The 24665-nt window shown below is 32.2% G+C and carries 23 protein-coding genes; 15 read left to right on the top strand and 8 right to left on the bottom strand.

Going from position 1 to position 24665, the window contains the following annotated elements:
• Positions 1-18 precede the first annotated feature (18 nt).
• The 3 genes from HMPREF3134_RS05090 to HMPREF3134_RS05080 all read left to right on the top strand — a co-directional run bounded on the left by HMPREF3134_RS05090 (position 19) and on the right by HMPREF3134_RS05080 (position 3789).
• Positions 19-642 carry a lysophospholipid acyltransferase family protein gene (locus HMPREF3134_RS05090; protein WP_053024789.1) on the top strand — a complete coding sequence of 208 codons (624 nt, stop codon included), beginning with the start codon at positions 19-21 and terminating at the stop codon, positions 640-642.
• Positions 643-976: 334 nt separating this feature from the next.
• The gene (gene nagE / locus HMPREF3134_RS05085; protein WP_070441232.1) at positions 977-2440 is read left to right on the top strand and encodes an N-acetylglucosamine-specific PTS transporter subunit IIBC; all 1464 of its coding nucleotides are present in this window, start codon (positions 977-979) and stop codon (positions 2438-2440) included.
• Between the two features lie 224 nt (positions 2441-2664).
• Complete coding sequence (locus tag HMPREF3134_RS05080; protein WP_070441229.1) at positions 2665-3789, top strand: HAD family hydrolase; 1125 nt, start codon at positions 2665-2667, stop codon at positions 3787-3789.
• A 127-nt stretch (positions 3790-3916) separates the two neighbouring features.
• Here HMPREF3134_RS05080 and serA read toward each other — a convergent pair whose 3' ends face one another.
• From serA to HMPREF3134_RS05065, 3 genes are all read right to left on the bottom strand, one after another.
• Positions 3917-5515: a phosphoglycerate dehydrogenase gene (serA, locus tag HMPREF3134_RS05075; protein WP_070441226.1), complete on the bottom strand. Its 1599-nt coding sequence runs from the start codon at positions 5513-5515 to the stop codon at positions 3917-3919.
• The gene (locus HMPREF3134_RS05070; protein WP_011275501.1) at positions 5505-6665 is read right to left on the bottom strand and encodes a pyridoxal-phosphate-dependent aminotransferase family protein; all 1161 of its coding nucleotides are present in this window, start codon (positions 6663-6665) and stop codon (positions 5505-5507) included. The genes serA and HMPREF3134_RS05070 overlap by 11 nt, the downstream gene beginning before the upstream one ends.
• Before the next feature lie 115 nt (positions 6666-6780).
• Positions 6781-7221, bottom strand: a complete 441-nt coding sequence (locus HMPREF3134_RS05065) for an OsmC family protein (RefSeq protein ID WP_053024777.1) — start codon at positions 7219-7221, stop codon at positions 6781-6783.
• Positions 7222-7299: 78 nt separating this feature from the next.
• Here HMPREF3134_RS05065 and HMPREF3134_RS05060 point away from each other — a divergent pair, with 78 nt between their 5' ends.
• Positions 7300-8046 (top strand): glycerophosphodiester phosphodiesterase, encoded by a 747-nt coding sequence (locus HMPREF3134_RS05060; protein WP_070441223.1) that lies wholly within the window; start codon positions 7300-7302, stop codon positions 8044-8046.
• Between the two features lie 73 nt (positions 8047-8119).
• On the opposite strand, the gene rpsD is transcribed toward HMPREF3134_RS05060, so the two are convergent.
• Complete coding sequence (rpsD, locus tag HMPREF3134_RS05055; protein ID WP_011275505.1) at positions 8120-8722, bottom strand: 30S ribosomal protein S4; 603 nt, start codon at positions 8720-8722, stop codon at positions 8120-8122.
• Positions 8723-8946: 224 nt separating this feature from the next.
• On the bottom strand, positions 8947-9414 hold the full coding sequence (locus HMPREF3134_RS05050; protein WP_070441220.1) for a GAF domain-containing protein: 468 nt from the start codon (positions 9412-9414) through the stop codon (positions 8947-8949).
• Positions 9415-9543: 129 nt separating this feature from the next.
• Between HMPREF3134_RS05050 and ezrA the strand changes: the two genes are divergently transcribed.
• The 7 genes from ezrA to HMPREF3134_RS05015 all read left to right on the top strand — a co-directional run bounded on the left by ezrA (position 9544) and on the right by HMPREF3134_RS05015 (position 17724).
• On the top strand, positions 9544-11238 hold the full coding sequence (gene ezrA / locus HMPREF3134_RS05045) for a septation ring formation regulator EzrA (protein ID WP_070441217.1): 1695 nt from the start codon (positions 9544-9546) through the stop codon (positions 11236-11238).
• 364 nt (positions 11239-11602) lie between these two features.
• Entirely contained in the window at positions 11603-12739 is a 1137-nt protein-coding gene (locus HMPREF3134_RS05040) for a cysteine desulfurase family protein (protein WP_070441213.1), read from the top strand.
• The gene (gene thiI / locus HMPREF3134_RS05035) at positions 12740-13963 is read left to right on the top strand and encodes a tRNA uracil 4-sulfurtransferase ThiI (RefSeq protein ID WP_070441211.1); all 1224 of its coding nucleotides are present in this window, start codon (positions 12740-12742) and stop codon (positions 13961-13963) included. It abuts the gene before it with no gap.
• Positions 13964-14004: 41 nt separating this feature from the next.
• Positions 14005-14775: a sulfite exporter TauE/SafE family protein gene (locus tag HMPREF3134_RS05030; protein WP_070441208.1), complete on the top strand. Its 771-nt coding sequence runs from the start codon at positions 14005-14007 to the stop codon at positions 14773-14775.
• 96 nt (positions 14776-14871) lie between these two features.
• Positions 14872-15366 carry a thiol peroxidase gene (tpx, locus tag HMPREF3134_RS05025; RefSeq protein WP_011275511.1) on the top strand — a complete coding sequence of 165 codons (495 nt, stop codon included), beginning with the start codon at positions 14872-14874 and terminating at the stop codon, positions 15364-15366.
• A 132-nt stretch (positions 15367-15498) separates the two neighbouring features.
• Positions 15499-16446, top strand: a complete 948-nt coding sequence (locus HMPREF3134_RS05020; protein ID WP_037536841.1) for a class I SAM-dependent methyltransferase — start codon at positions 15499-15501, stop codon at positions 16444-16446.
• A gap of 81 nt (positions 16447-16527) precedes the next feature.
• A complete protein-coding gene (locus HMPREF3134_RS05015) occupies positions 16528-17724 on the top strand; it encodes an acetate kinase (RefSeq protein WP_070441205.1) in 1197 nt (398 codons plus the stop codon).
• Positions 17725-17872: 148 nt separating this feature from the next.
• Here the strand turns inward: HMPREF3134_RS05015 and HMPREF3134_RS05010 are convergent, their stop codons facing one another.
• Positions 17873-18370, bottom strand: a complete 498-nt coding sequence (locus HMPREF3134_RS05010; RefSeq protein WP_070441202.1) for a universal stress protein — start codon at positions 18368-18370, stop codon at positions 17873-17875.
• Between the two features lie 143 nt (positions 18371-18513).
• Between HMPREF3134_RS05010 and ald the strand changes: the two genes are divergently transcribed.
• Positions 18514-19635, top strand: a complete 1122-nt coding sequence (ald, locus tag HMPREF3134_RS05005; protein WP_070441199.1) for an alanine dehydrogenase — start codon at positions 18514-18516, stop codon at positions 19633-19635.
• 72 nt (positions 19636-19707) lie between these two features.
• On the opposite strand, the gene HMPREF3134_RS05000 is transcribed toward ald, so the two are convergent.
• Positions 19708-20763, bottom strand: coding sequence for a M24 family metallopeptidase (locus HMPREF3134_RS05000; RefSeq protein WP_070441196.1), 1056 nt, complete (start codon positions 20761-20763; stop codon positions 19708-19710).
• 154 nt (positions 20764-20917) lie between these two features.
• Between HMPREF3134_RS05000 and HMPREF3134_RS04995 the strand changes: the two genes are divergently transcribed.
• Positions 20918-21607, top strand: a complete 690-nt coding sequence (locus HMPREF3134_RS04995) for a metal-dependent hydrolase (protein WP_070441194.1) — start codon at positions 20918-20920, stop codon at positions 21605-21607.
• Between the two features lie 121 nt (positions 21608-21728).
• Here the strand turns inward: HMPREF3134_RS04995 and HMPREF3134_RS04990 are convergent, their stop codons facing one another.
• The gene (locus HMPREF3134_RS04990) at positions 21729-22142 is read right to left on the bottom strand and encodes a universal stress protein (RefSeq protein WP_037551038.1); all 414 of its coding nucleotides are present in this window, start codon (positions 22140-22142) and stop codon (positions 21729-21731) included.
• A 228-nt stretch (positions 22143-22370) separates the two neighbouring features.
• On the opposite strand from HMPREF3134_RS04990, the gene HMPREF3134_RS04985 reads away from it, so the two are divergent.
• The gene (locus HMPREF3134_RS04985) at positions 22371-23675 is read left to right on the top strand and encodes a DRTGG domain-containing protein (protein WP_070441191.1); all 1305 of its coding nucleotides are present in this window, start codon (positions 22371-22373) and stop codon (positions 23673-23675) included.
• A gap of 37 nt (positions 23676-23712) precedes the next feature.
• The gene (locus tag HMPREF3134_RS04980; RefSeq protein WP_070441188.1) at positions 23713-24651 is read left to right on the top strand and encodes a DHH family phosphoesterase; all 939 of its coding nucleotides are present in this window, start codon (positions 23713-23715) and stop codon (positions 24649-24651) included.
• The last annotated feature ends 14 nt before the right edge of the window (positions 24652-24665 follow it).

The raw sequence follows: 24665 nt of genomic DNA, 5'->3' as shown, positions 1-24665 counted from the left end.
CAATAAGCAGGTGACATAATGTATCAATTTATAAGTAGACTATTAGATTTTATATTAGTTAAAATGGCTAAATCATTATATGTTATTGGAAAGGAGAATATTCCTAAAGATAACAAATACGTAGTAACATGTACTCATGAAAGTTATAATGAAGTGATCATGTTAGGTATGGCATTAGTTCCTAATGAAATTCATTACATGGCTAAAAAAGAATTATTTAATAATAAATGGTTTGGTCAATTTTTAACTTCATTGAATGCTTTTCCTGTTGACCGTGAAAATCCAGGACCAAGTACATTGAAAAGACCAGTTAATTTGTTAAAAGAAAATAAAACTGTTGGTATCTTCCCAACGGGACATCGTACATCAGCTGAAGGGGCTCCATTAAAAAGAGGCGCTTCAACTATTGCAATGTTAGGCAAAGCGCCAATTTTACCAGCAGCCTATGTTGGACCTAAAAAATTACTTGGTTTAATTACAGGTCAGGCACTTATTAAATTTGGTGAGCCAATTTATCAATCAGATATTCCTAAAGATTTAAAAAGAAATGAAAAAATAGATTATTTAACACATGAAATTGAAAGACGTACAGCACAATTACAAAAAGAACTACACTTAATTCAAGATAGTCTAGATAAATAAATTATAGTAACTAATTAACAATAAACACTCTATTTAATGACTCAAATAGTTATTTTAATAGGGTGTTTTTGTTTTTAAGTATACACTTAATTAATCTCAGTGAATTTAATACGAGACTTTTATTTTTATAAATTTATTTAAAATTAAAATTCTACATTTATAGGTTGAAGAGCTTTAGCGTGTTAGATACCTGTATGCTTATTATATTTTTAAAATGATTTAAAATTGACACATCAAAAGCGCTTACATTTATGGTAAATTAATTAAGGAACTATATACATATCTTAGTTATATATAAATTATTTGAATAATATGTGTTTTGGGAGTGAGTGAAATGTTTAAGTTTTTTCAAAATTTAGGGAGATCCTTAATGCTACCAGTAGCTGTTTTACCCGCTGGCGCAATAATCGTTGGAATTGGTAATTTGCTTAAAGCATTAAATATATTACCAACTGTGTCATTATTCTTCAGTACGGTAGGGAATGCAATACTAGGCCAACTAGGGCTTATCTTTGCAATTGGCGTTGCGATTGGTATGGCAAAGAAAAATGATGGTGCAGTCGCATTAGCGGGTGCTTTGGGATTTGCACTGGTCGTTAAAGTATTATCTCCTGAGTTCGTAGCATCATTATTTAATATAAAAGAGAGTGCTGTAAACGACGGATTTAGTAAGATGGATAATTCAAATGTGTTTATTGGTATTATAATAGGACTAATTGCAGCATACTGTTTTAACAAATTCAGTGATGTGGAATTACCTACAGCGTTATCATTCTTTAGTGGTAAGCGATTAGTTCCAATTATGACAGTATTCTATTGTACTTTTTTAATTGTGATTTTATTATTTGCATGGACATTTGTATATTCAGCTATTGTGGCATTTGGTGGATGGTTAGTTGGTTTTGGACCATTCGGTGCATTCCTATACGGCTTCTTTAACCGACTATTAATTCCTACTGGGCTTCACCATGCATTAAATGCTGTGTTCTGGTTTGATACAGCAGGAATTAACGATATCGGTAAATTCCAAACTGGACAAGATGCAATCAAAGGTATTACTGGTCGATATCAAGCAGGGTTCTTCCCAATTATGATGTTTGGTATTCCAGCTGCAGCATTGGCGATGTATCACACCGCTGAATCTGCTCAGAAAAAACAAGTATATGGTTGGTTTATAGCAAGTTCCATTTCTGCATTTATGGTTGGTGTAACTGAACCGATTGAATTTGTATTTATGTTTGTTGCACCGGTGTTATTTGTAATCCATGCATTATTAACCGGTTTGTCATTATTTATAGCTGCACTATTTCATTGGACAGCAGGATTCTCATTTAGTGCAGGTTTAATTGATTACGTATTATCACTAATCAATCCAGTGGCTAATCATCCGTTAATGATTTTAGTTCAAGGCATTGTATTCTTCGTTTTATATTACTTTATCTTTAGATTTGTCATTAAAATCTTTAACCTCAACACAATTGGTCGTGGTGACAATTTATTAGCTGATCCAACTGCTAATACAACTAAGAAAGATGGGGCTGAAACTACAAGTAAAAGCAAATATCATCACACAGCAAGTCAAATCTTAGAAGGATTAGGTGGTAGTGAAAATATTACTACATTGACCAATTGTGCTACTAGATTAAGAATGGAATTAAAGGATAATTCTATTATTGACGAACAAAAAATTAGAAATGCAGGAGCGGTTGGGGTAACCAAAAATGGTCAACACTCAGCACAAGTTATAATTGGCACTCATGTACAGCAGGTCGCAGATGAAATTGAAAAGCAAATGTAAAATTTATAGTTTCATTTTTTAAAAGTATTAAGACAGACAAAATATGTCTTACTGATTTGATAAGATATAAACATATTGATAAATATGTGTTGTTCAATTAGCTGATGAATTTTAGGAGGCTACCTAGAATTCATCAGTTTTTTATTATAGTTTTATTGACATTGAGATATAAGACGTTAATATTATAAGTATCAGAATATTCAAAAATAATGGAGCGGAAAGTCATGAAATCAATTTTATTTGATGTAGACGGTGTATTCTTAAGTGAGGAACGTTGTTTCGATACGTCAGCTTTAACTATAGAGGCGTTACTTAAAAGTGAACATTTTTTAGGTTTAGATAAATCATTTAAGTTAAATATATTATGTGACGAAACTATAAATAATATTCGCAGTAAAGTATTTAATAATGATATAATTCTTAATCGATTAAAATCAATGGGATTAAATTCAAATTGGGATATGTTATTTGTAGTTTTTTGCATACATTTTATCCATTTAATGAAGCAATTCACCTTTCAACAAATTAAAGACATTATAGAAGATAATCAATTTTCAGCTAGAAGTATTCAAGACATTCAGTCATTGATCAATAAAGATTTTAAAATCGATTATGAACTTCCTATGAATTTTATTAATCATAGTCAAGGTGGTAAAAATAATATTTATGCTGAGTTAGAACAATATGCTAAGAAAGAATTAAATGTTAATGATGCGTGTTTGTTTAAACTTAAAGGACCTCTATGGTTTGTTGCAAGAGATTTATACCAAGAATTATACTTGGGTTCTGAATTATTTGAACAAGTTGAAGAAAAGCCTTCTATTCTTGATGGCATTAATGGTTTTATTTATCACGAAACTGTTCTTAGACCTATTGAAGAGATAAAGTCATTACTTAATTCTCTTAAAGAGAGAGGCTATCATCTTGCAATAGCTACGGGTAGACCTAGAACTGAGACATTAGTTCCATTTGAATCTTTAGGTTTAAAAGCGTTCTTTTCAGATAATCACATTGTTACTGCAAGTGATGTTATGGAAGCTGAAAATGAATATCCTGAATTTATACCTCTAGGTAAGCCTAATCCTTTTTGCTACATAGCTACTCTATATGGAAATAACAAGGAGAATTATAAACAATTCATTACTCAACAAGATCAAATTGTAAATAAAGAAGATGTAATCATTGTTGGTGACTCATTGGCTGATTTATTCTGTGCTAAACAAATAGGTGCTACTTTTATAGGTACATTAACAGGGTTAAAAGGGCAAGAGGCTCGTAAAGAATTGGAGCATCATGAAGCGGATTATATTGTTGATCATATAGGTTTAATTAAAAATATTTTATTGTAAGGTTAATTCACCATAAATTGATATTAAATCATTAGTATAAATACGCCCTCAATGATGAAGTAAAATTCATCATTGAGGGGCATTATTATTTCAAGTAGTTATAGTAGTGAATCTTTAAAAAGATTAGTTATTTGACTGAAAGTGTAGTTCCATATATTTTATCGAAACCACCCACATCATATAGTTCATTGATAATATCCTCAGTAACAGGTTGATCAATTGATAATACCATCATCGCTTGGCCTCCTTGTACATTTCTGCCAAGTGACATTGATGCAATATTAATATTATGTTTACCTAGTAGCTGACCAGTTAAACCGACCATACCAGGCTTGTCATCATGATAAGAAACAAGTTGGTAGGCATTAGGTTTAAAGTCAACAGAGTAATCATTAATACGTACAATACGAGCACCAAAGCCAGCTATGACAGTGGCACCAATTTTTATTTCTTCCGTATCACTAACTAAATGAACTTGAATATAATTACTAAAAGTACCTTGTGATGCTCTTTTTTCAACATTACGTGTTACACCTTGTTCATTTAAAAGTGCAAAAGCATTAATGATATTAACACGATCTCCTAAATCCTGTTGCAAAATTTGTTTTACAATTGAGCGTGTAATTAAGTCAGTTTCCTGTTTAGCGACATCACCATTAAAAGTCACCTTGATTTCTCTCGGTGCACCTTCAATTAATTGAATTGCTAATTCACCAGATAACTCACCTATTTCAATCCATTGTTGTGTTATTTCATCTATATCATTGAAACTAATTTTTGGGGCATTGACTGCGTGTGTTACATTACCGTTTTCCAGTATATCTATAATTTCTTCTGACACTGATACTGCAACTTTCTCTTGAGCCTCAATAGTTGATGCACCTAAGTGTGGCGTAACAATGATTTTATCATGCTCAATTAATGGTGAATTGGTAGGAGGTTCATGTTCAAATACGTCTAATGCAGCACGTGCGATCTGATTGTTATTTAGTGCATTTAATAAATCATCTTCATTGATGATACCGCCTCTTGCGACGTTAATAATTTGCAATGTTGGCTTTGCTTTTGAAAAGAAATCAGCATTCACAATACCTCTTGTTTTAGGTGTTAATGGCGTATGAACTGTTACAAAATCAGCTTGTCTAGCTATTTCATCTATAGTAGCAAGTTTAACGCCTAATTGCTGTGCTTTATCTTCAGTAAGATAAGGGTCATAAGCTAACACTTTCATACCGAAACTTTGAAGACGTTGTGCTACACCAATACCTATTCGTCCTGCACCTATGACACCTAATATTTTGTGGTAAAGTTCGACACCCTTAAATGCTTTTCTATTCCATTCCTTATTTTTTAAAGATGCATGCGCTTGAGGAATATTTCTAGCCATCGCTAAAATCATAGCTACTGAATGTTCAGTTGCAGAAATAGTATTACCATCAGGTGCATTAATGACTAAAATACCTTGGAGAGTAGCAGCGTCAATATCAATATTGTCTACGCCAACGCCAGCACGGGCGATAACTTTCAAATTACTAGCCTTTTCAATGACTTGTTGAGTAACTTGCGTCTGACTACGAACAATTAAACCCTCGTAATCACCTATAATATCTAATAGTGATTGTTCATCTAAATCCGTTTTAATATCGACGTTAAAATCAGAATGGTTTAATAAACTTTGTAATCCATCTGTTGAAATAGGGTCTGACACTAGAATATTATGCTTCACTATGAATCACCTCTGAAAATTTTGTTAAGCCTCTACCAATATAATTCGTTTGACGGTAATCTGTAAGTATAATCTCTAAAGCACTTATCACTGAAAGCATATCGAAAGGTGAGACTTTACCCATATGTCCGATACGTAAAATCTTTCCTTTCAATTTACCTTGACCACCAGCAATTGTAATATTAAATCTTGTTTTTAAAGTTGATTTAATATGAGTTAATTCATCTTTGGATGTTGGTATAAATGATGTTACCGTAGGGGAAGCGAAATCATCTTCTACTAAAAGTTCCAAATCTAATGCATTTAAAGCTAATCTTAGACCGTCTCTAATAATATAGTGACGTTTAATGGTATTTTCAAATCCTTCAGAATGAATTAATTCAGCATAAGCGTTTACTGCTCTAAATAACCCGACATTTGGTGTAAAAGGAGTAGAATCTTGTTGAAGTGAGTCAAAGTATTTATTTAAATTTAAGTAAAAGCGTGGTGTAGTCACTTCTTTGAAACGTTTCAATGCACGATCATTATAAGCTACGAATGCTAGACCAGGTGGCAACATAATTGCTTTTTGACTCCCAGAAACTAACACATCTATGTAGTCACGCTCTAAATTAACATCTACAGCACCAATACAACTCACACCATCTACAACAAAGTAGATATCTTGATTGAATGTTTTCAATGCTTTACCAAGTTCACCTACAGGATGTAGGACAGCTGTTGACGTTTCGCAGAATTGAGTAAATACAGCACTGATTTGATGATTTAAATTGTTAAGATATGTTATGAATTCTTTAATATCAATGGATTGTCCCCATTCCACATTATATATGTGTACATTTTTATAGTATGTCTCAGCAATTTGTTTAAAGCGATTGCCAAATGCGCCTGACACTATAACGACAAAATGATCATCGGGATTAACTATATTTAACATACTTGCTTCTAAGACACTAGTGCCACTTGATGTTAAAATCATAACTTCATTTTCTGTACCAAAAATGGGTTTTAAATTGTTAAATGCTTTTTTAGCTATAGATTCAAAATCTGGTGAACGGTGACCAACCATAGGTAAACCTAAAGCATGATTGATTTCCTTTGGAACTGGAGTAGGTCCTGGTGTTAATAAAAGTGGTTCATAATAATTCATTAAATTTCCTCCCACGGTATAAGATTTAATCATTTTACCAAATATTCTGATAATTTAAAAGAGCAATCACCATGTTTATATGAGATTCATGGTGAAACTAGCGCAATTTTAACAATTATTGAATTGACGCTTGAATTTTAATTTCTACATTATTACGTATAGAATTCGAAATCATACAATTACTATCAGCTATTTCTAATAATTTAGGAAGTCGTTTCTCAAGACTTTCTTTGTGTTCCGCAGTCACTGAAATTTTAGGATAATGTGTTATTGTTGCCATTTTAAACTTACCATTCTCGAATATGGCAGTACCCACTGAATCATTTATCAGATCGATGTCGGTAAATTTTGCTCTTTCTAATGTTGCTGCCAATGAGATGATATAACAAGACGATGCTGCTGATACTAATAATTCATCAGGATTTGTACCTACTCCATTACCACCAAGCGGTGCAGGTATAGAAATTTGTTCAGAAATAATGTCTCCATTAACAGTTCCAACTTCTTCTCTTCCACCACGCCATTTTGTTTGTACCTTAAAATCATGCTTAACCATTTATGTTTAACCTCCACTTATAATATGGTAATTTAAGTGTAGTTTAAACTGTGACATAATTAAAGAAAGGTGACTTTTATGAAAATTAATAAACCTAATCAAGCATTTCAAATAGTTGCTCATCGTGGTTTATCGAATCAATTTCCAGAAAATACTCTTGTTGGTTTTAAGGCGGCTTTAATGCAACATGTTGATATGTTAGAAATAGATGTACATTTCAGCAAAGACAATCATTTAGTTGTTATACATGATGACACTATTAATCGAACTTCAAATGGTGAAGGAAAAGTAAAAGACTATACACTTGAAGAATTGTTAACATTTGATTTTGGAGTAAAACATGATAAATCCTTTCAAAATACTAAGATTTCGACATTTGAAGAGGTGTTATCCTTAATTAAAAATTTTTCAAAAAAATTACTTATTGAGATTAAAGTTCCACATCAATATCCCGGAATAGAAAAAGCTGTATTGAATGCTTTAGAAATATATAAAGTTCCTAAACATAAGGCAATCATTCAATCTTTTGATGAAGATTGTGTGAAACGTTTAAACTCATTGGATAGTGAGTATCAATTGGGGTTGCTTATTAGTAGAAAGAAATATTGGTATAAATCTCCAAACTTTGAAGAAATATCTGATTATGCAAATTTTGTTAATCCTAATTACAAATTAGTTAATTCTAAATTTATAAAAAATGCACATAGTCAATCATTGAAGGTTATTCCATATACTGTGAATAAACCGAAAGATGTTAAAAAACTTATCAATCTTGGCGTAGATGGCATTATTTCTGATTTACCAGAGGATATCTTTAGAATATAAAATCACTTTGATCATCTATGAATAAAAAAACCACCCATTCCATAAGGAAGGGTGGTTGTTCATTATCATGAACTTATCTTGAGTAGTACTCAACGATTAATTGTTCATTAATTTCAGCTGGTAATTCGCTACGTTCAGGGAAGCGTACGAAAGTACCTTTTAAGCTATCTGCATCAAAGTCTAAGTATTCTGGTACGAAATTATTAATTTCAACAGATTCTTTGATGATGTCTAAATTTTGTGATTTTTCACGTACAGTGATAACTTGACCAGGTTTTAATGAATATGATGGAATATCAACACGACGACCATCAACTTCAACGTGACCGTGACCAACTAATTGACGTGCTTGACGACGAGTACGAGCTAAACCTAATGAATAAACAACTGCGTCTAAACGACTAGCTAATAAAATCATGAAGTTTTCACCATGTACACCGTGTTGTTTACCAGCGATGTCAAATGTGTTACGGAATTGTCTTTCAGTCATTCCATATAAATAACGTAATTTTTGTTTTTCACGTAATTGTAAACCATATTCTGATAATTTTTTACGTTGGTTTGGACCGTGTTGTCCTGGTGCGTAAGGACGTTTTTCTAATTCTTTACCAGTACCGCTTAATGAGATACCTAAACGACGAGATTTTTTCCAGTTTGAACCTCTGAATCGAGCCATATTAAGACTCCTCCTTTTTCTTTTTTGTTGTTATGAATAAACAAAAAAGAGTGTTGCATGCCCAATAGGATATGTTGTTTTATGTGTCTTCACCTTATAGCGTCAGTTACGCGACACGTCCTCATCGGGAACAACATAGAGCTCATTGATATACAACTGCTATTTTCGTTAATTCACACAAGGTTCATTGTAACAGTATTTTACAAAGTGTCAATACTTTTTAGTTATTTAGTTAGCTGTTTTTCAAGAACTTTGACAATAACTTCTAAACCTTCCTTGTCTTCATTAGTAAATCGATCTGTGATAGGTGCATCAATATCTAGAACCCCAATTATTTCATCATTGACATGAATTGGAATAACTATTTCTGATTTACTGTTTGCATCGCAAGCAATGTGTCCTGGGAACGCGTGTACATCTTTAACTAACTGAGTTTTATCTTCTGCAACTGCAGTACCACAGACACCTTTGCCAATTGCAATATGAACGCAAGCTGGATGACCTTGAAAAGGTCCAAGAATAAGTTCTTCTTTTTCAATAAGATAAAAACCAACCCAATTAATTTGATCTAAATTATCATTTAATATAGCTGATGTATTGCTTAGAATTGCGATAAGGTTCTGTTCGTCTTCGATTAAACTTTGAAGCTGTTTCGTTAATAAATTATAATTTGTTTCTTTTATTATTGGCATATGCTTACCTCATTTTGTTATTTTTAATAAATTATAAATGGAAAAATTTATTCTATCAATTCATTCATTTACTAGTTTAATGAAAGCGGTATTTGCGTTATAATAATGATAACATAGGAGGAGAATGAGATGGTTTTATACACAATATTAACAATAATTATCATTGTTTTAATCATTGTAGGAATCATGTTTTATTTACGTTCTAACAAACGAAAAATTGTTGAAGAAGCTGAAGAACGTAAGTTAAAAGTTCAAAGATTACCTTTTGAGGAAAATTTAAAACAACTTTCTGAATTAAATTTAAAAGGGGAAACTAGAACAAAATATGATGCCTTTAAGAGAGACACCTTAGACTATACAAATAACTATTTAGCACCCGTAGAGGAAAAAATCCACGATGCTGAAATTCAACTTGATAAGTTTCAATTTTCTGGAGCTCAAAGTGATATTGACGATGCACATGAATTAATGGATAAATATGAAGCTGGGTATCAACAACAAGTTGAAGATGTTAATGAAATTGTATCTTTACATAAGGAAAATGAACAAGTTTATGAAAAGTGCAAGACTAATTATCGAGAAATGAAGCGTGATGTGTTAGCTAACAGACATCAGTTCGGCGATGCAGCTTCACCACTTGAAAAAAGAATTGAATCATTTGAGCCAGAACTTGTACAGTATGAAGAACTTAAAGAAGAAGGTAATTACGTTCAAGCACACAACCACATTATGGGTCTAAATGAATCTATGAATGAAGTCCAAAAGTATATGGATGAAATTCCAGAATTAATTAGAGAAGCTCAAAAAGAACTACCTGGGCAATTTCAAGATTTAAAATATGGCTGTCGTGACTTAAAGATGAACGGTTATGATCTAGATCACGTTAAAATCGATGGTACGCTACAAAGCTTAAAGACAGAGTTGAATTTTGTAGAACCTATGATCAGTCGTCTTGAGTTAGATAATGCAAACGATAAACTTGAACAAATTAATGATAAGCTTGATGAAATGTATGATTTGATTGAGCATGAAGTTAAAGCTAAAAATGAAGTGGAAGAAACTAAAGAACAAATTACTGATGAATTGTTCAAAGCACGAGAGATGAATTACACATTACGTACAGAAATTGACTATATTCGTGAAAATTATTTCATTAATGAAAGTGATGTTCATAGCATTAGACAACATGAGAACGAAATTCAAAATTTAGTAGCAGTATATGATGAAATTCTTAAAGAAATGGCTAAATCTGCTGTACGTTACAGCGAAGTTAAAGACAACTTAGAATATTTAGACGATCACGTTAAAGTAATTAATGAGAACCAAGAAAAATTACAAAATCATCTTATTCAATTGAGAGAGGATGAAGCTGAGGCAGAAGATAATCTGTTAAGAATTCAATCTAAAAAAGAAGAAGTTTATCGCCGACTTTTAGCTTCAAATTTAACAAGTGTACCTGAAAGATTCATTATTATGAAAAATGAAATTGACCATGAAGTTCGTGAAACTAATGATCAATTTAGTGAACGTCCAATTCACGTTAAACAACTTAAAGATAAAGTTGCCAAAATTGTTATTCAAATGAATACTTTTGAAGATGAAGCAAATGATGTATTGGTGAATGCCGTATACGCAGAACGTTTAATTCAATATGGTAACCGTTATCGTAAAGATCATAATAATGTAGATAAGAGTTTAAACGAAGCAGAACGCTTGTTTAAAAATAATCGTTACAAACGATCAATTGAAATTTCAGAACAAGCACTTGAAAGTGTAGAACCTGGAATTACTAAATATATTGAAGATGAGGTAGCCAAAGGTTAATTTCGCTTGTCATATTGACAATAAAAATTTATAACCTTGGTAAGTAATAAATGTTAGGTTAAAGCAAATAAATAGTAGTCTATTTTGAGGTGGGACAATGAATTTTGTCCCATCTTTTTTGATTTATTTAAACTCATATAAAGTTATTGAATTCAAGGGGGAGTTACTTTAATTCAGAACGCTTAATAAATAATGCTAAATAAGTTTTCAACTCAAAATCATTTAATTTGAGTCCGACGCCTTTTATTTTTATTTAAAAATAGTATAATTCTTTAGTATCTATTTTTGAATAATATGTCTATAAAAGATAAATTTACAAAGGGTAAATAAATAATTTAATAGTGAATGAAAGAGAGTGTTTTAAGTGATCTATTTTGATAATGCAGCCACTACTAAGCCTCATAAAGATGTACTCGATTCATTTAATAAAGTAAATGAAACTGTTTATTTCAATCCAAATAGTCCTCACAAGTGGGGGTTGCAAGCGGAGAAGGTGCTTCTACAAGCAAAAGAACGTATATCTTCAATGTTATCTATAGGACAAAATACAGATGTTATTTTCACAAGTGGTGCCACTGAATCGAATAATATAGCTTTAAAAGGTATTGCTTATCGTAAAAAGCAATTTGCAAATGAAATTATTACTTCCGTTTTAGAACATCCATCTGTCTTAGAAGTTATGAGAAACTTAGAAGAAGATGGGTTTGTATTAAAATATGTTGATGTTAATGCGGATGGCCGTGTTGATATTGAACATTTAGCTTCATTGATGAATGATAAGGTCGGCCTTGTTTCTTGTATGTATGTGAATAATATTATGGGACAAATTCAACCTATTAATGAAATAGTGAACATATTAAAAGAATATCCTAAAGCACATTTACATGTTGATGCAGTTCAAGCTTTGGGAAAGGTAAAAATGGACCTTGAAGGTGTTAATAGTGTAAGCTTTAGTGGCCATAAATTTAATGGACTTAAAGGACAAGGTCTCCTATTAATTGACAATAAAGATAAATTAGAGCCTATTGTTCATGGAGGAGGACAAGAATACGGCGTAAGAAGTGGAACAGTGAACTTGCCAATGAATGTGTCACTAGTGAAAGCAATAACTTTAGCAATGGATAATTTAAATGAACGTAATCAACGATTAAGTGATTATAACCATGAATTACGTGAATTTTTAAAAGAGTTTAGAGGTGTATATATCAATTCTCCTATGGATTGTGCACCGCAAATATTAAATATTGCGTTTCCAGGTGTGAAAGGTGAGGTCTTAGTTAATGCATTTTCTAAATTGGATATCATGGTTTCAACTACAAGCGCTTGCTCATCTAAAAGAGGGAAACTAAATGAAGTTTTAATGTCAATGGGACTTCCGGAAAATAAAATTGAAGGAAGTATTAGATTATCCTTAGGAGATATGACTACTCAAGAAGATATTCATCAATTTAAAGTGAAATTTGGAACAATATACAAAGAAATTAAGGAGTTGTTAAAGTAAATGGAGTTTGATCATTTATTAGTTAGATATGGTGAACTGACTTTAAAAGGAGCAAATCGGAAAAAGTTTGTAAATGCTTTGAAAGATAACGTTATTAAGTCTTTACAAACGATAGAAGGAACCCACGTTAAAGGAAAGAGAGATAGAATGTATATCTCGTTATCTGAAGAAGCGGATGCACAAGAGGTAATCAATCGCTTAACTAAAATATTTGGTATTAAATCTATTAGTCCTGTTCATAAAACATCTCAAGAATTAGATGAAATAAAAAAATTATGTGTTGATTTAGCTCAAGATTTTAAACCGGGAGAGACATTCAAAATTGATGTTAAACGTGTAGATAAGTCATTTCCAATGGACACATATGCTTTACAACGTGAACTTGGAGGTGCGATTTTACAAGCAACTGAAGGTATATCGGTTGATGTAAAACAACCGGATCATAACGTAAGAGTTGAAGTAAGAATGGATGGTGTGTATGTATTCACACAGATTTATGAAGGTGCTGGTGGTTTACCAGTTGGCACTGGCGGTAAAACACTCTTAATGTTGTCAGGAGGCATAGACTCTCCAGTAGCTGGAATGGAGATTATGAAACGTGGTGTTTATATAGAAGCGATTCATTTCCATAGTCCACCTTTCACTAGTGAAAAAGCTAAAGACAAAGTGATTGAACTTACACGTATCCTCTCTGAAAGAGTGGGGCCAATAAAATTGCACATAGTGCCATTTACAGAATTACAAAAACAAATAAATAAAGTAGTTCACCCTAGATACACAATGACATCTACACGTCGCATGATGTTACGTGTAGCGGACATTGTATTAGAAAAAGTTGGGGCTAATGCGATTGTTAACGGTGAAAATTTAGGACAAGTGGCAAGTCAAACATTAAAGAGTATGTACGCAATTAATGATGTGACTTCTACTCCGATTTTAAGACCACTTGTTTCGCTTGATAAGGAAGATATTGTAAAGAAAGCACGAGAGATTGGTACATTTGATGTTTCGATTCAACCTTATGAAGACTGTTGTACTATTTTTACTCCTAAAAATCCTGTAACTGAACCAGATTTTGATAAAGTAATTAAATATGAAAGTGTATTTAACTTCGATGAAATGGTTCAACGTGCAGCAGATAATATTGAAACATTAACGATTAACAAAGATTATAAAAGCGAAAAAGACCAAAACACTGATGCATTAATTGATGAGTTATTCTAAAATAGAGTAATCAAGTATTAAAAACAAAGGGGATATGCATCATGGAGATAACGCTAAATATTATATTGATTATTATAGTATTTGGATTTTTAGCTGCTTTTATCGATGCAGTAGTAGGTGGTGGGGGCCTAATTTCAACACCAGCTCTATTAGCTATAGGAATACCACCTTCATTGGCGCTTGGTACTAACAAATTAGCCAGTTCATTTGGCTCGCTTACAAGTGCAATTAAGTTTATACGTTCAGGCAAAGTAGATTTAAATATTGTACTTAAGTTATTTCCATTTGTGTTTATATTTGCAGCAGGCGGTGCTAGTTTAGCTACTATGTTGCCTGCACAAGTTTTAATGCCTTTAATTATCATTATATTGAGCCTTGTACTGATATATACAATTACGAAAAAAGATTGGGGAAATGTGCGCACATTTTCTAAGCTAACAATTGGTAAAGCTGTCATTTTTGTATCTTTAATGTTAATGATTGGCTTTTATGATGGTTTCTTAGGTGGAGGCACTGGCTCTTTTATGTTATTTGTTTTGCTTATGTTTGGATTTGATTTTTTAAGTGCAACAGGTAACGCGAAAGTCTTAAACTTTGCTTCTAATTTAGGTGCATTAGTTCTGTTTATTATCTTAGGTCAGGTTGATTTTGTGTATGGCTTAATTATGGCTGTAAGTATGATAATTGGTTCATATGTAGGTGCACAATTTGCCATAAGTAATGGTGTTGGTTATGTAAAGATACTTTTTATCATCGTTACAACAGTTCTAATATTGAAAAACACATATGACTACATTTTACAACTACTTTAACATTAGATATGATTTAGTTTTAAATGATTGATTTAAGTTTTACGACTGTCGTATGATAGCAATATAATGATAAATACTATAGGAGGTCATTTCATCATGACACAAATTACTTTTAAAAATAATCCAATTCATTTAGCTGGTTCTGAAGTATCAGAAGGGCAACATGCTCCTGACTTTAAAGTATTAGATAACGATTTAAATGAAGTTAGTTTAGAAAATTATAAAGGTCAAAAGAAATTAATCAGCGTTGTACCTTCTATTGATACAGGTGTGTGTGACCAACAAACTCGTAAATTTAATGAAGAAGCGGCGCAAGAAGACGGTGTTGTTTTAACGATTTCTGCAGATTTACCATTTGCTCAAAAAAGATGGTGTGCATCAAATGGTTTAGATAACGTTATTACTTTAAGTGACCATAAAGACTTATCATTTGGTCAACAATATGGTGTTGTTATGGAAGAGTTAAGATTATTAGCTCGTTCTGTTTTTGTATTAGATAGCAATGACAAAGTTGTATATAAAGAATTAGTTAGTGAAGGTACTGATTTCCCTAACTTTGATGCTGCATTAGAAGCATATCGCAACATTTAATATCAATTTTTAGAAGATAGATATAACGTAAAAGTGTCCATATTTATTTCAGAAATGCTACTTTAAATTAGCGTTGATTATTTTTAAGAAATAAACCGAATGGACACTTTTTTAATGGAGAGGATTAAGTTTATGAGTGAAGAACAAACAATCATGGAAAAGCTTTTCAAAACATTAGATGAAAAAGCTAAAGCTTTAAATGAACAAAACGGTCAAAGTTTTATTGAGAATTTAGGATTAGCGATGGAAGATGTTTATAGTAATAAACGTGAATTATTGGAACAAGCCACATTACAAGATCGTAGAAAAGCATTTCAGTTCGCTTATTTAAGTTTAATGCAAGAAGAAACGATTCAAGCCAATCACCAAATAACACCCGATTCTATTGGTTTAATTCTCGGATTTTTAGTTCAAAAATTTACTGAAAACAACGAAGAATTACATGTTGTAGATATCGCTAGTGGTGCAGGCCATTTAAGTGCATCTGTTAATGAAGTGCTTAAGGATACTACAATTATGCATCATCTTATTGAAGTTGATCCGGTACTTTCAAGAGTTAGTGTACATTTAGCAAATTTCTTGGAGATACCGTTTGATGTTTATCCTCAGGATGCAATTATGCCGTTACCATTAGAAGAAGCGGATATTGTTATTGGTGATTTACCGATAGGATATTATCCTCTAGATGAACGAAGTCATGAAATGCAATTAGGTTTTAAAGAAGGGCATAGCTATTCTCACTATTTACTAATTGAACAAGCAATTACTGCCTTGAAACAATCTGGTTTCGCATTTTTAGTAGTTCCAAGTAATATTTTTGAAGATGACAATGTAAAACAGTTGGAAAATTTCATTGCTACAGAAACAGAAATGCAAGCATTTCTAAATTTACCTAAGACGTTATTTAAGAACGAAAATGCGCGTAAATCAATATTGATTTTACAAAAGAAAAAATCGAATGAGACTAAGCCAGTTGAAGTGTTATTAGCAAATATTCCTGATTTTAAAAATCCTAATCAATTCCAAGGATTTATTGGTGAATTAAATACTTGGATGAAAGACAATCATCCTCAAAAATAAACTGTGATATTCTTGAATTATGGCTGTATTAATGGTTAAATAAATATGGATATTAATTAATAAATTGGAGGACAATAATATATGTCTAGTTTAGTTTTAGCGATTAACGCTGGTAGTTCTTCTTTAAAATTCCAACTAATAAGAATGCCTGAAGAAACTCTAGTAACAAAAGGTTTAATCGAACGTATCGGTATTAAAGATTCAATCTTCACAATTGAAGTGAATGGTGAAAAAATTAAAGATGTTAAAGATATCAAGGATCATGAAGAAGCAATTAACATCATGTTAGACAGTTTCAAACAACATGGCATCATTGATGACATTAATGATATTGTTGGTACAGGACATCGTGTCGTGCACGGTGGTGAGTTATTCCCAACGTCTGCATTAGTTACAGATAAAGTGGAAGAACAAATTGAGTCATTAAGTGAATTAGCACCATTACATAACCCTGCTAACTTAATGGGTATCCGTGCATTCAGAAAATTATTACCAAACATTCCTCATGTAGCAGTGTTTGATACTTCATTCCACCAATCAATGCCAGAACAATCATATTTATATAGCTTACCTTACCAATACTATAAAGATTATGGTATTCGCAAATATGGTTTCCATGGTACAAGTCACAAATATGTATCACAACGTGCTGCTGAAATCATGAATAAACCGATTGAAGAGTTACGTATTATCTCTTGTCATATTGGTAATGGTGCATCAATTGCTGCCATCGATGGTGGTGAATCAATCGATACATCAATGGGATTCACTCCATTAGCGGGTGTTACAATGGGTACACGTTCAGGTAATATCGACCCTGCATTAATTCCTTTCATTATGCAAAAGACTGGTCAAAACGCCGAAGAAGTTCTTAATGTATTAAACAAAGAATCAGGTCTACTTGGTATTTCAGGTACATCAAGTGACTTACGTGACCTTGAAAGTGATGCAGAAGAAGGTAAAGAACGTGCACAATTAGCATTAGACGTATTTGCTTCAAGAATTCATAAATATATTGGTTCTTATGCTACAAGAATGCATGGCGTGGATGTCATTGTATTTACAGCTGGTGTAGGAGAAAACTCTTCAACAGTTCGTGCCAAAGTATTAGAAGGCTTAGAATTCATGGGCATCTATTGGGATCCTAAGAAAAACGAAGCAATCCGTGGTGAAGAAGGATTTATCAATTACCCACACTCACCAGTTAAAGTTATTGTTATTCCAACAAATGAAGAAGTTATGATTGCTAGAGATACAGTTAAATTTGGCGAATTATAATTTATTAATACTGATAACATGCATTGTAATTAGACAATGTATGTTATCTTTTTTAAATAAAATTGTGACAAATAAATAATGACGATAAAGTCAAAGACCTTATCGCCATATTAAACTCACTTTGTAAATGAATAGTTAGATATAACTTTTATGAATATTGTTTTCTAAATTCTGGAGTTGCAACTTCAGGTTGGAAATCTTCAGGGATTTCTTCTGTACGTACTACTAATACATCACATGGTGCGTGACGTACAATTGCTTCAGATACAGAACCGACAATAAATCTTTCAACGGCATTTAAACCTGAAGTACCACACATAATTAAATCTACACCTAATTCACTTGCTAACCTTTTAGGGATAATTGCTTTAGGAGAACCAAATTCTAAACGAGTTTCAACGTTAGTAACTCCAGTACGTGTTGCAACTTCTTGATAACCTTTTAACAATTCTTCAGAGAAACTTCTAGACTTCTCAGTGAATTGTGCATCATATACTTCATAAGAAGAATACGTTCTTGAATCGATAATGTTCACTATAGTTAATTTAGCGTCATTACGTTTAGCTACGTCTACTGCTTTGTTGAAAGCCCACTCAGCTTCGTGTGAACCATCAACTGCGATTAAAATGTTTTTGTATGTTAACATCTTAATAACCCCCTTAGCTTTTCTTACTTATATATTACCACAAATTTCAGAATTTTTACTCTTTATATTTTAACAATAATGTGTACTTTTTCTGATTGCGCTTTCATTGGTTTAGCGTTACGATAGTAATGGAGGTGGATGGAATGAAAATTGGTATTCCAAAAGAGATAAAAAATAACGAAAACAGAGTTGGTTTGTCACCAAGTGGTGTACATGCATTAGTTGAGCAAGGACATACAGTACTTGTTGAGAAAGATGCTGGTTTAGGTTCATTCTTTGAAGATAAAGATTACAAAGATGCAGGTGCTGACATTGTATCTGAACAGTCATCTGTATGGGATGTAGAAATGGTTATTAAAGTTAAAGAACCATTGGAAGAAGAGTATAAATATTTCAAAGAAGGACTCATCTTATTTACATACCTACATCTTGCAAATGAAGAAAAATTAACTCAAGCGTTAGTTGAAAATAAAGTCGTAGGTATTGCCTATGAAACGGTTCAATTACCTGACCGTTCATTACCATTATTAACACCAATGAGTGAAGTTGCAGGACGCATGTCTGCTCAAGTTGGCTCACAATTCCTACAAAAATTCAACGGTGGAATGGGTATTTTACTTGGAGGCGTTCCTGGAGTACCAAAAGGTAAAGTATCTATCATCGGTGGCGGTCAAGCTGGTACAAATGCGGCTAAAATCGCACTAGGTTTAGGTGCTAATGTTACAATCTTAGATGTAAACCCTAAACGATTAGCTGAATTAGATGATTTATTTGATGGTCGTGTGAACACAATTATGTCTAACCCATTAAATATTGAAAATGCAGTAAAAGAAAGTGATTTAGTTATTGGTGCCGTATTAATCCCTGGTGCAAAAGCACCTAGCTTGGTAACTGAAGATATGATTAAACAAATGAAAGATGGTTCAGTGATTGTTGATATTGCTATTGACCAAGGTGGTATTTTTGAGACTACAGATAAAATTACGACACACGATGATCCAACATATGTAAAACATGGTGTTGTTCACTATGCAGTTGCGAATATGCCAGGTGCAGTACCTCGTACATCTACAATTGCATTAAATAATGCAACATTACCTTATGCGCAATTATTAGCTAGTAAGGGTTACCGTGAAGCATTTAAAGCTAACCACGCATTATCTTTAGGTTTAAATACGTACAAAGGTCATGTAACTCACAAAGGAGTAGCTGAAGCGTTCGGTTTAGAATATACGTCTGTTGAAGATGCATTAAAAGAAGATTAATAATTGATTTAATATAAATAATCCAGTTGAGTACATAGTTTTTTACTATAAACTCAACTGGATTTTTAATTTTTATTTATCATAGTTTGTTAGTATTTCATAACCATTTTCAGTTACTAAAATATCATCTTCAATACGTACGCCAACAACATTAGGTACATATATACCAGGTTCTATCGTAATAACCATTCCTGCTTCAAGTAGGTTTGAATTTGTACTTGAAACATCTTGATATTCATGCTCTTCTAAACCAAGGCCATGTCCTAATCTGTGAGGGAAATAATCACCATATCCAGCATCACTTATAATGTCTCTAGCGATTTTATCAATATCTTGTAAAGGAACGCCCGCTTTAATTGCCTCAATAGCATTGGTTTCTGCTTCTAAAACAATATTATAAATTGTTTGAGCTTCTTCAGAAGGGGTTCCGAATTTTACTGTACGTGTCATATCGCTGCAATAATGATTATATATAACCCCTAAATCAAATAATACATATTCATCTTTAACAAGTTTTCTTTCTCCTGGAGTTCCGTGAGGTGATGCAGCGTGATCTCCAAATAATACCATTGTGTCAAAACTCATCTCACTAACACCAAATTTTTTGATTTCATTTTCAATATGATTGACTACTTCACGTTCTGTTACACCGACTTTAAGGAATTCGGTACCAATTTCGATGCATTTGTCAGCGAGCTTTGCCGCTTCGCGAATATTTTCAATTTCGGATTCATTTTTAATATTACGTAATTCTTTAATTGTTTGATCAATATCGCCATAGTGTTGAACACCAAAGTTTTGAGTTAACTCGCGTTGACGTTTTACTGTTAAGTGTTCGCTTTCAATCAATAACTTATTAAAAGATGAAGGGTCAATTTCAAATGGATTCTCAGTATCTAAGTAACCAATGATTTTTCCTTCAAATGGAGAATTCTTAACTTCTTCAACTTCCATCTTTGGACAATATAAGGTTTGATCTCCATTTGCTGTAATTAATAGTGCAAATAATCTCTCGTGAGGTTCGCTTCTATACCCAGTGAAGTAGAATACATTGAGAGGAGTTGTTATCCATGCAGCGTCAGCTTGTTCATGTTGTAATTGTTTAGTTATTTTTTCGATTTTACTCATTCAATCATCTCCATTAAGTATTTATGTTAATTTTACGTCTAATCAGCTTAAAATTCAAAATTATTTAATACGATAAGCGATTATTTTAGTTTCATGTTATATCTTTTATGGCTAGGGTATAATTATAGTAATCAAGCAATAGGAGGCTATAATTATGAAACTTTCTTTTCATGGGCAATCAACGATTTATTTTGAGGGTAATGGTAAAAAAGTAATTGTAGATCCATTTATTTCCGGTAATGACAAATGTGATTTAGATGAACAAACATTAGATGTAGATTATATTATTTTAACTCATGGTCATGCCGATCACTTTGGCGATGTAGTTGAGTTAGCAAATCGTAATCACGCAACTGTTATAGGTTCTGCTGAATTACAAGGGTATTTAAGTACTTATCACGGTGTAGAAGATGTTCATGGTATGAATATCGGTGGCAAAGCTAAATTTGATTTTGGTAGCGTTAAATATGTTCAAGCTTTCCATAGTTCAAGTTTCACACATGAAGATGGTATCCCTATTTACTTAGGCATGCCAATGGGACTTATATTAGAAGTTGAAGGTAAAACGATTTATCACATGGGTGATACAGGATTGTTTAGTGATATGAAATTAATTGCTGAAAGACACCCTGTTGATGTATGTTTTGTTCCAATTGGTGATAACTTTACTATGGGTATTGATGATGCAAGTTATGCAATTAATGAATTTGTTAAACCTAAGATTTCTGTTCCAGTTCATTACAATACTTTCCCTTTAATTGAACAAGATCCACAACAATTTAAGGATGCAGTGCATGAAGGTGAAGTACAAATATTAGAACCTGGTGAGTCTGTATCATTTTAATAAATGTAAATATAAATGGAGTAATTGGTTAGTTTAATGAAATTAATAAGCACAAAGGTGATTTATACATGGACAATCATCTTTGTGCTTATATTTTGACGCCTCTTTTGAATTTTACTAACTATTTTACAATCAATACAGGGATGGTAGCACGTTTAGCTACTTTGTGACTTACGCTACCTAATACGAATTTTTTCTGAGATTCAGCTTTACGGTTACTTAATACGACGATTTCATATTTACCACTATTAGCGTGTTTCACTAATTCGTCCTTAGGGTTACCACGCACAATGATTTGATCATAATCAATTCCGTAGTCTTCTAGAGTAGTTCGTGTTTTTTCTAGCAAATGACTACGTTTTTCAGTTAATTCATTAATATGCGTACCAGCTTTAATTGATGCTTGTGCATCCTGTTCACCAATCGCATTTAAAATAGTTACTACGGTATCTGGACCTGCTAATTTTGATACTTCCTTCAACGCTTTCTCATTTTTCAATTGAGTATCTACACCTAATAAAATATTTTTATACATAGGTCATCCCTCCTCATAAACAATTATATATAAAATATTTTAATTTTACCAATGTATATAATTAAAATAATTAAAGATTTAATTAACATAACTTGATTTATTAATTAATAAAAAATCAAACTGATGAAGCTTTTTTAAAACTAATTGGTTTACATTTTCTAAATCGATTTTTTATGATTAAAAAGTTATAATAAATAAAACACTGTACATTATAAAGAGGTATTATCAATGACTAAACATGAACAAATCATAGCATACATAGAATCGTTAAATGTTGGCCAAAAAATTTCTGTTAGGAAAGTTGCCAAAGTAATGAAAGTATCTGAGGGTACGGCATATAGAGCTATAAAAGATGCCGGACAACTTGGGTTAGTAACTACCATTGATAGAGTAGGTACAGTACGTATTGATAAAAAGAATCGTGAGGAGATTGAGAACCTTACGTTTAAAGAAATTTTAAAAATCATTGATGGAGATATCATTGGTGGCAAAAATGGATTAACAAAAAGTGTTTCAAAATTTGCGATAGGTGCAATGGAACTAAAAGATGTGGTTAAATATTTAAGTCATCATACATTGTTAATCGTAGGTAATAGACCTGATGTTCAGTTAGAGGCGCTAAAAAGAGGTAGTGGCGTACTTATTACTGGAGGTTTTAAAACAACACAAAAAATTATTGATTATGCTAATAATCATGAATTACCAATCCTGTCTTCAAATTATGATACATTTCTTGTAGCCAATATTATTAATAGAGCAATGTATAATCAAATGATTAGAAAAGAAATTTTAATAGTTGAAGATATAGTGAAACCAATTAATGATATGACGGTTATTTTTGATGAAATGGGTATTGAAAATTATAAATCACGTGCCAAAGTTACAGGTCATTCAAGGTTTCCAGTCGTAGATAAAGATTGGCGATTAGTTGGAATAGTTACGAGTAAGGAAGTCATTCAAATGAACTCGGATGATACCATTGCTAAAGTAATGACGAAACGTCCTATCAATGTTGAATTAAATACAACGGTAGCGAGTTGTGCTCACATTATGATTTGGGAAGGAATTGAGATATTACCCGTAACTCAGAATAAAAGAGCAATAGGTGTAATAACGAGAGATGACGTATTAAAAGCGATGCAACTTATTGGCAGACAACCTCAAATAGGTGAGACGATTAATGATCAAATAGCGAAACATATTACGATTTCACAAAGTGATATTTCGGTTGAGGTTTCTCCGTTATTAACCAATCAATATGGCACATTAAGTAAGGCTGTATTTGTCGCTATTATTGAAGAAACAATAAAGCATGAATTGCGAAAATATAAAAAGGTAGATGTTATGATTGAAAGTTTAAATATCATCTATATTAAAACTGTGCCAATTGAAGCATCAATTAGAGTTCAATATGACATGCTCGATGTTGGAAGGAACTTTGCTAAATTGGAAGTCGCGATGGTAAGTGGTAATGAAAAAGTCGCAAATGCAATGATAATTTGTCAGATGTTTGAGGATATACAAAGTATTTAATTTTAAAGTAATAAATCTAATTTAAGGAGATATAACAATGGTAGAAATTTTTAATGAAATCATGCAAAGAGTTAAAGAGGCAGAAACAATTATTATTCATAGACATGTGAGACCTGATCCAGATGCTTATGGCTCACAACTTGGATTAAAGTTATATCTTGAACGAAAATTCCCTAAAAAAAATGTCTATGCTGCAGGTGAAACTGAACCATCATTATCATTTATAGGAGACTTAGATGAAATTGATGACAGTGTATATGGTGATGCACTTGTAATTGTATGTGATACTGCAAATGCACCACGTATTGATGATCAAAGATATCTAAATGGACAGTCATTAATTAAAATAGATCATCATCCTGCTACTGATCAATACGGTGATGTAAATTTTGTTAATACTGAAGCATCTTCTACAAGTGAAATTATATTTGATTTCATCGCACATTTTAATGATTTAAGTATAATTGATGAACATGTAGCTCGAGTATTGTACTTAGGTATTGTTGGAGACACAGGGCGATTCTTATTTAGTAATACATCACCCCATACAATGGAAGTTGCTAGTCAATTATTGGCATATCCATTCAATCATAATGTTGAATTAAATAAAATGTCCGAAAAAGATCCTAAGTTAATGCCTTTCCAAGGATATATTTTACAAAATTTTGAACTATCAGATTCACATGAATATTGTCAAATTAAAATAACTAATGATGTTTTAAAGCAGTTTGACATTCAGCCTAATGAAGCTTCTCAATTTGTAAATACAGTTGCGGATATTAGCGGTTTAAAAATATGGATGTTTGGTGTAGATGAGGGAGATCAAATTAGGTGTCGTATTCGATCTAAAGGAATCACTATTAATGATGTCGCTAATCAATTTGGTGGGGGAGGCCACCCAAATGCATCAGGTGTGTCAGTCTATAGTTGGGATGAATTTGAAGAATTAGCACAAGCTTTACGTCAGAAATTATAAATTTAAGAAAGGAA

Source organism: Staphylococcus sp. HMSC14D10 (assembly GCF_001808125.1).
GTDB classification, from domain to species: domain Bacteria; phylum Bacillota; class Bacilli; order Staphylococcales; family Staphylococcaceae; genus Staphylococcus; species Staphylococcus haemolyticus.
This window is presented reverse-complemented; position numbering and strand designations above follow the sequence as displayed.

What these genes read in the sequence shown, in the direction of transcription:
- HMPREF3134_RS05090 (WP_053024789.1), top strand. Translation starts at nt 19, where the DNA reads ATGTATCAATTTATAAGTAGACTATTAGATTTTATATTAGTTAAAATG.
- nagE (WP_070441232.1), top strand. Translation starts at nt 977, where the DNA reads ATGTTTAAGTTTTTTCAAAATTTAGGGAGATCCTTAATGCTACCAGTA.
- HMPREF3134_RS05080 (WP_070441229.1), top strand. Translation starts at nt 2,665, where the DNA reads ATGAAATCAATTTTATTTGATGTAGACGGTGTATTCTTAAGTGAGGAA.
- HMPREF3134_RS05070 (WP_011275501.1), bottom strand. Translation starts at nt 6,665, where the DNA reads ATGAATTATTATGAACCACTTTTATTAACACCAGGACCTACTCCAGTT.
- HMPREF3134_RS05065 (WP_053024777.1), bottom strand. Translation starts at nt 7,221, where the DNA reads ATGGTTAAGCATGATTTTAAGGTACAAACAAAATGGCGTGGTGGAAGA.
- HMPREF3134_RS05060 (WP_070441223.1), top strand. Translation starts at nt 7,300, where the DNA reads ATGAAAATTAATAAACCTAATCAAGCATTTCAAATAGTTGCTCATCGT.
- rpsD (WP_011275505.1), bottom strand. Translation starts at nt 8,722, where the DNA reads ATGGCTCGATTCAGAGGTTCAAACTGGAAAAAATCTCGTCGTTTAGGT.
- HMPREF3134_RS05050 (WP_070441220.1), bottom strand. Translation starts at nt 9,414, where the DNA reads ATGCCAATAATAAAAGAAACAAATTATAATTTATTAACGAAACAGCTT.
- ezrA (WP_070441217.1), top strand. Translation starts at nt 9,544, where the DNA reads ATGGTTTTATACACAATATTAACAATAATTATCATTGTTTTAATCATT.
- thiI (WP_070441211.1), top strand. Translation starts at nt 12,740, where the DNA reads ATGGAGTTTGATCATTTATTAGTTAGATATGGTGAACTGACTTTAAAA.
- HMPREF3134_RS05030 (WP_070441208.1), top strand. Translation starts at nt 14,005, where the DNA reads ATGGAGATAACGCTAAATATTATATTGATTATTATAGTATTTGGATTT.
- tpx (WP_011275511.1), top strand. Translation starts at nt 14,872, where the DNA reads ATGACACAAATTACTTTTAAAAATAATCCAATTCATTTAGCTGGTTCT.
- HMPREF3134_RS05020 (WP_037536841.1), top strand. Translation starts at nt 15,499, where the DNA reads ATGAGTGAAGAACAAACAATCATGGAAAAGCTTTTCAAAACATTAGAT.
- HMPREF3134_RS05015 (WP_070441205.1), top strand. Translation starts at nt 16,528, where the DNA reads ATGTCTAGTTTAGTTTTAGCGATTAACGCTGGTAGTTCTTCTTTAAAA.
- HMPREF3134_RS05010 (WP_070441202.1), bottom strand. Translation starts at nt 18,370, where the DNA reads ATGTTAACATACAAAAACATTTTAATCGCAGTTGATGGTTCACACGAA.
- ald (WP_070441199.1), top strand. Translation starts at nt 18,514, where the DNA reads ATGAAAATTGGTATTCCAAAAGAGATAAAAAATAACGAAAACAGAGTT.
- HMPREF3134_RS05000 (WP_070441196.1), bottom strand. Translation starts at nt 20,763, where the DNA reads ATGAGTAAAATCGAAAAAATAACTAAACAATTACAACATGAACAAGCT.
- HMPREF3134_RS04995 (WP_070441194.1), top strand. Translation starts at nt 20,918, where the DNA reads ATGAAACTTTCTTTTCATGGGCAATCAACGATTTATTTTGAGGGTAAT.
- HMPREF3134_RS04990 (WP_037551038.1), bottom strand. Translation starts at nt 22,142, where the DNA reads ATGTATAAAAATATTTTATTAGGTGTAGATACTCAATTGAAAAATGAG.
- HMPREF3134_RS04985 (WP_070441191.1), top strand. Translation starts at nt 22,371, where the DNA reads ATGACTAAACATGAACAAATCATAGCATACATAGAATCGTTAAATGTT.
- HMPREF3134_RS04980 (WP_070441188.1), top strand. Translation starts at nt 23,713, where the DNA reads ATGGTAGAAATTTTTAATGAAATCATGCAAAGAGTTAAAGAGGCAGAA.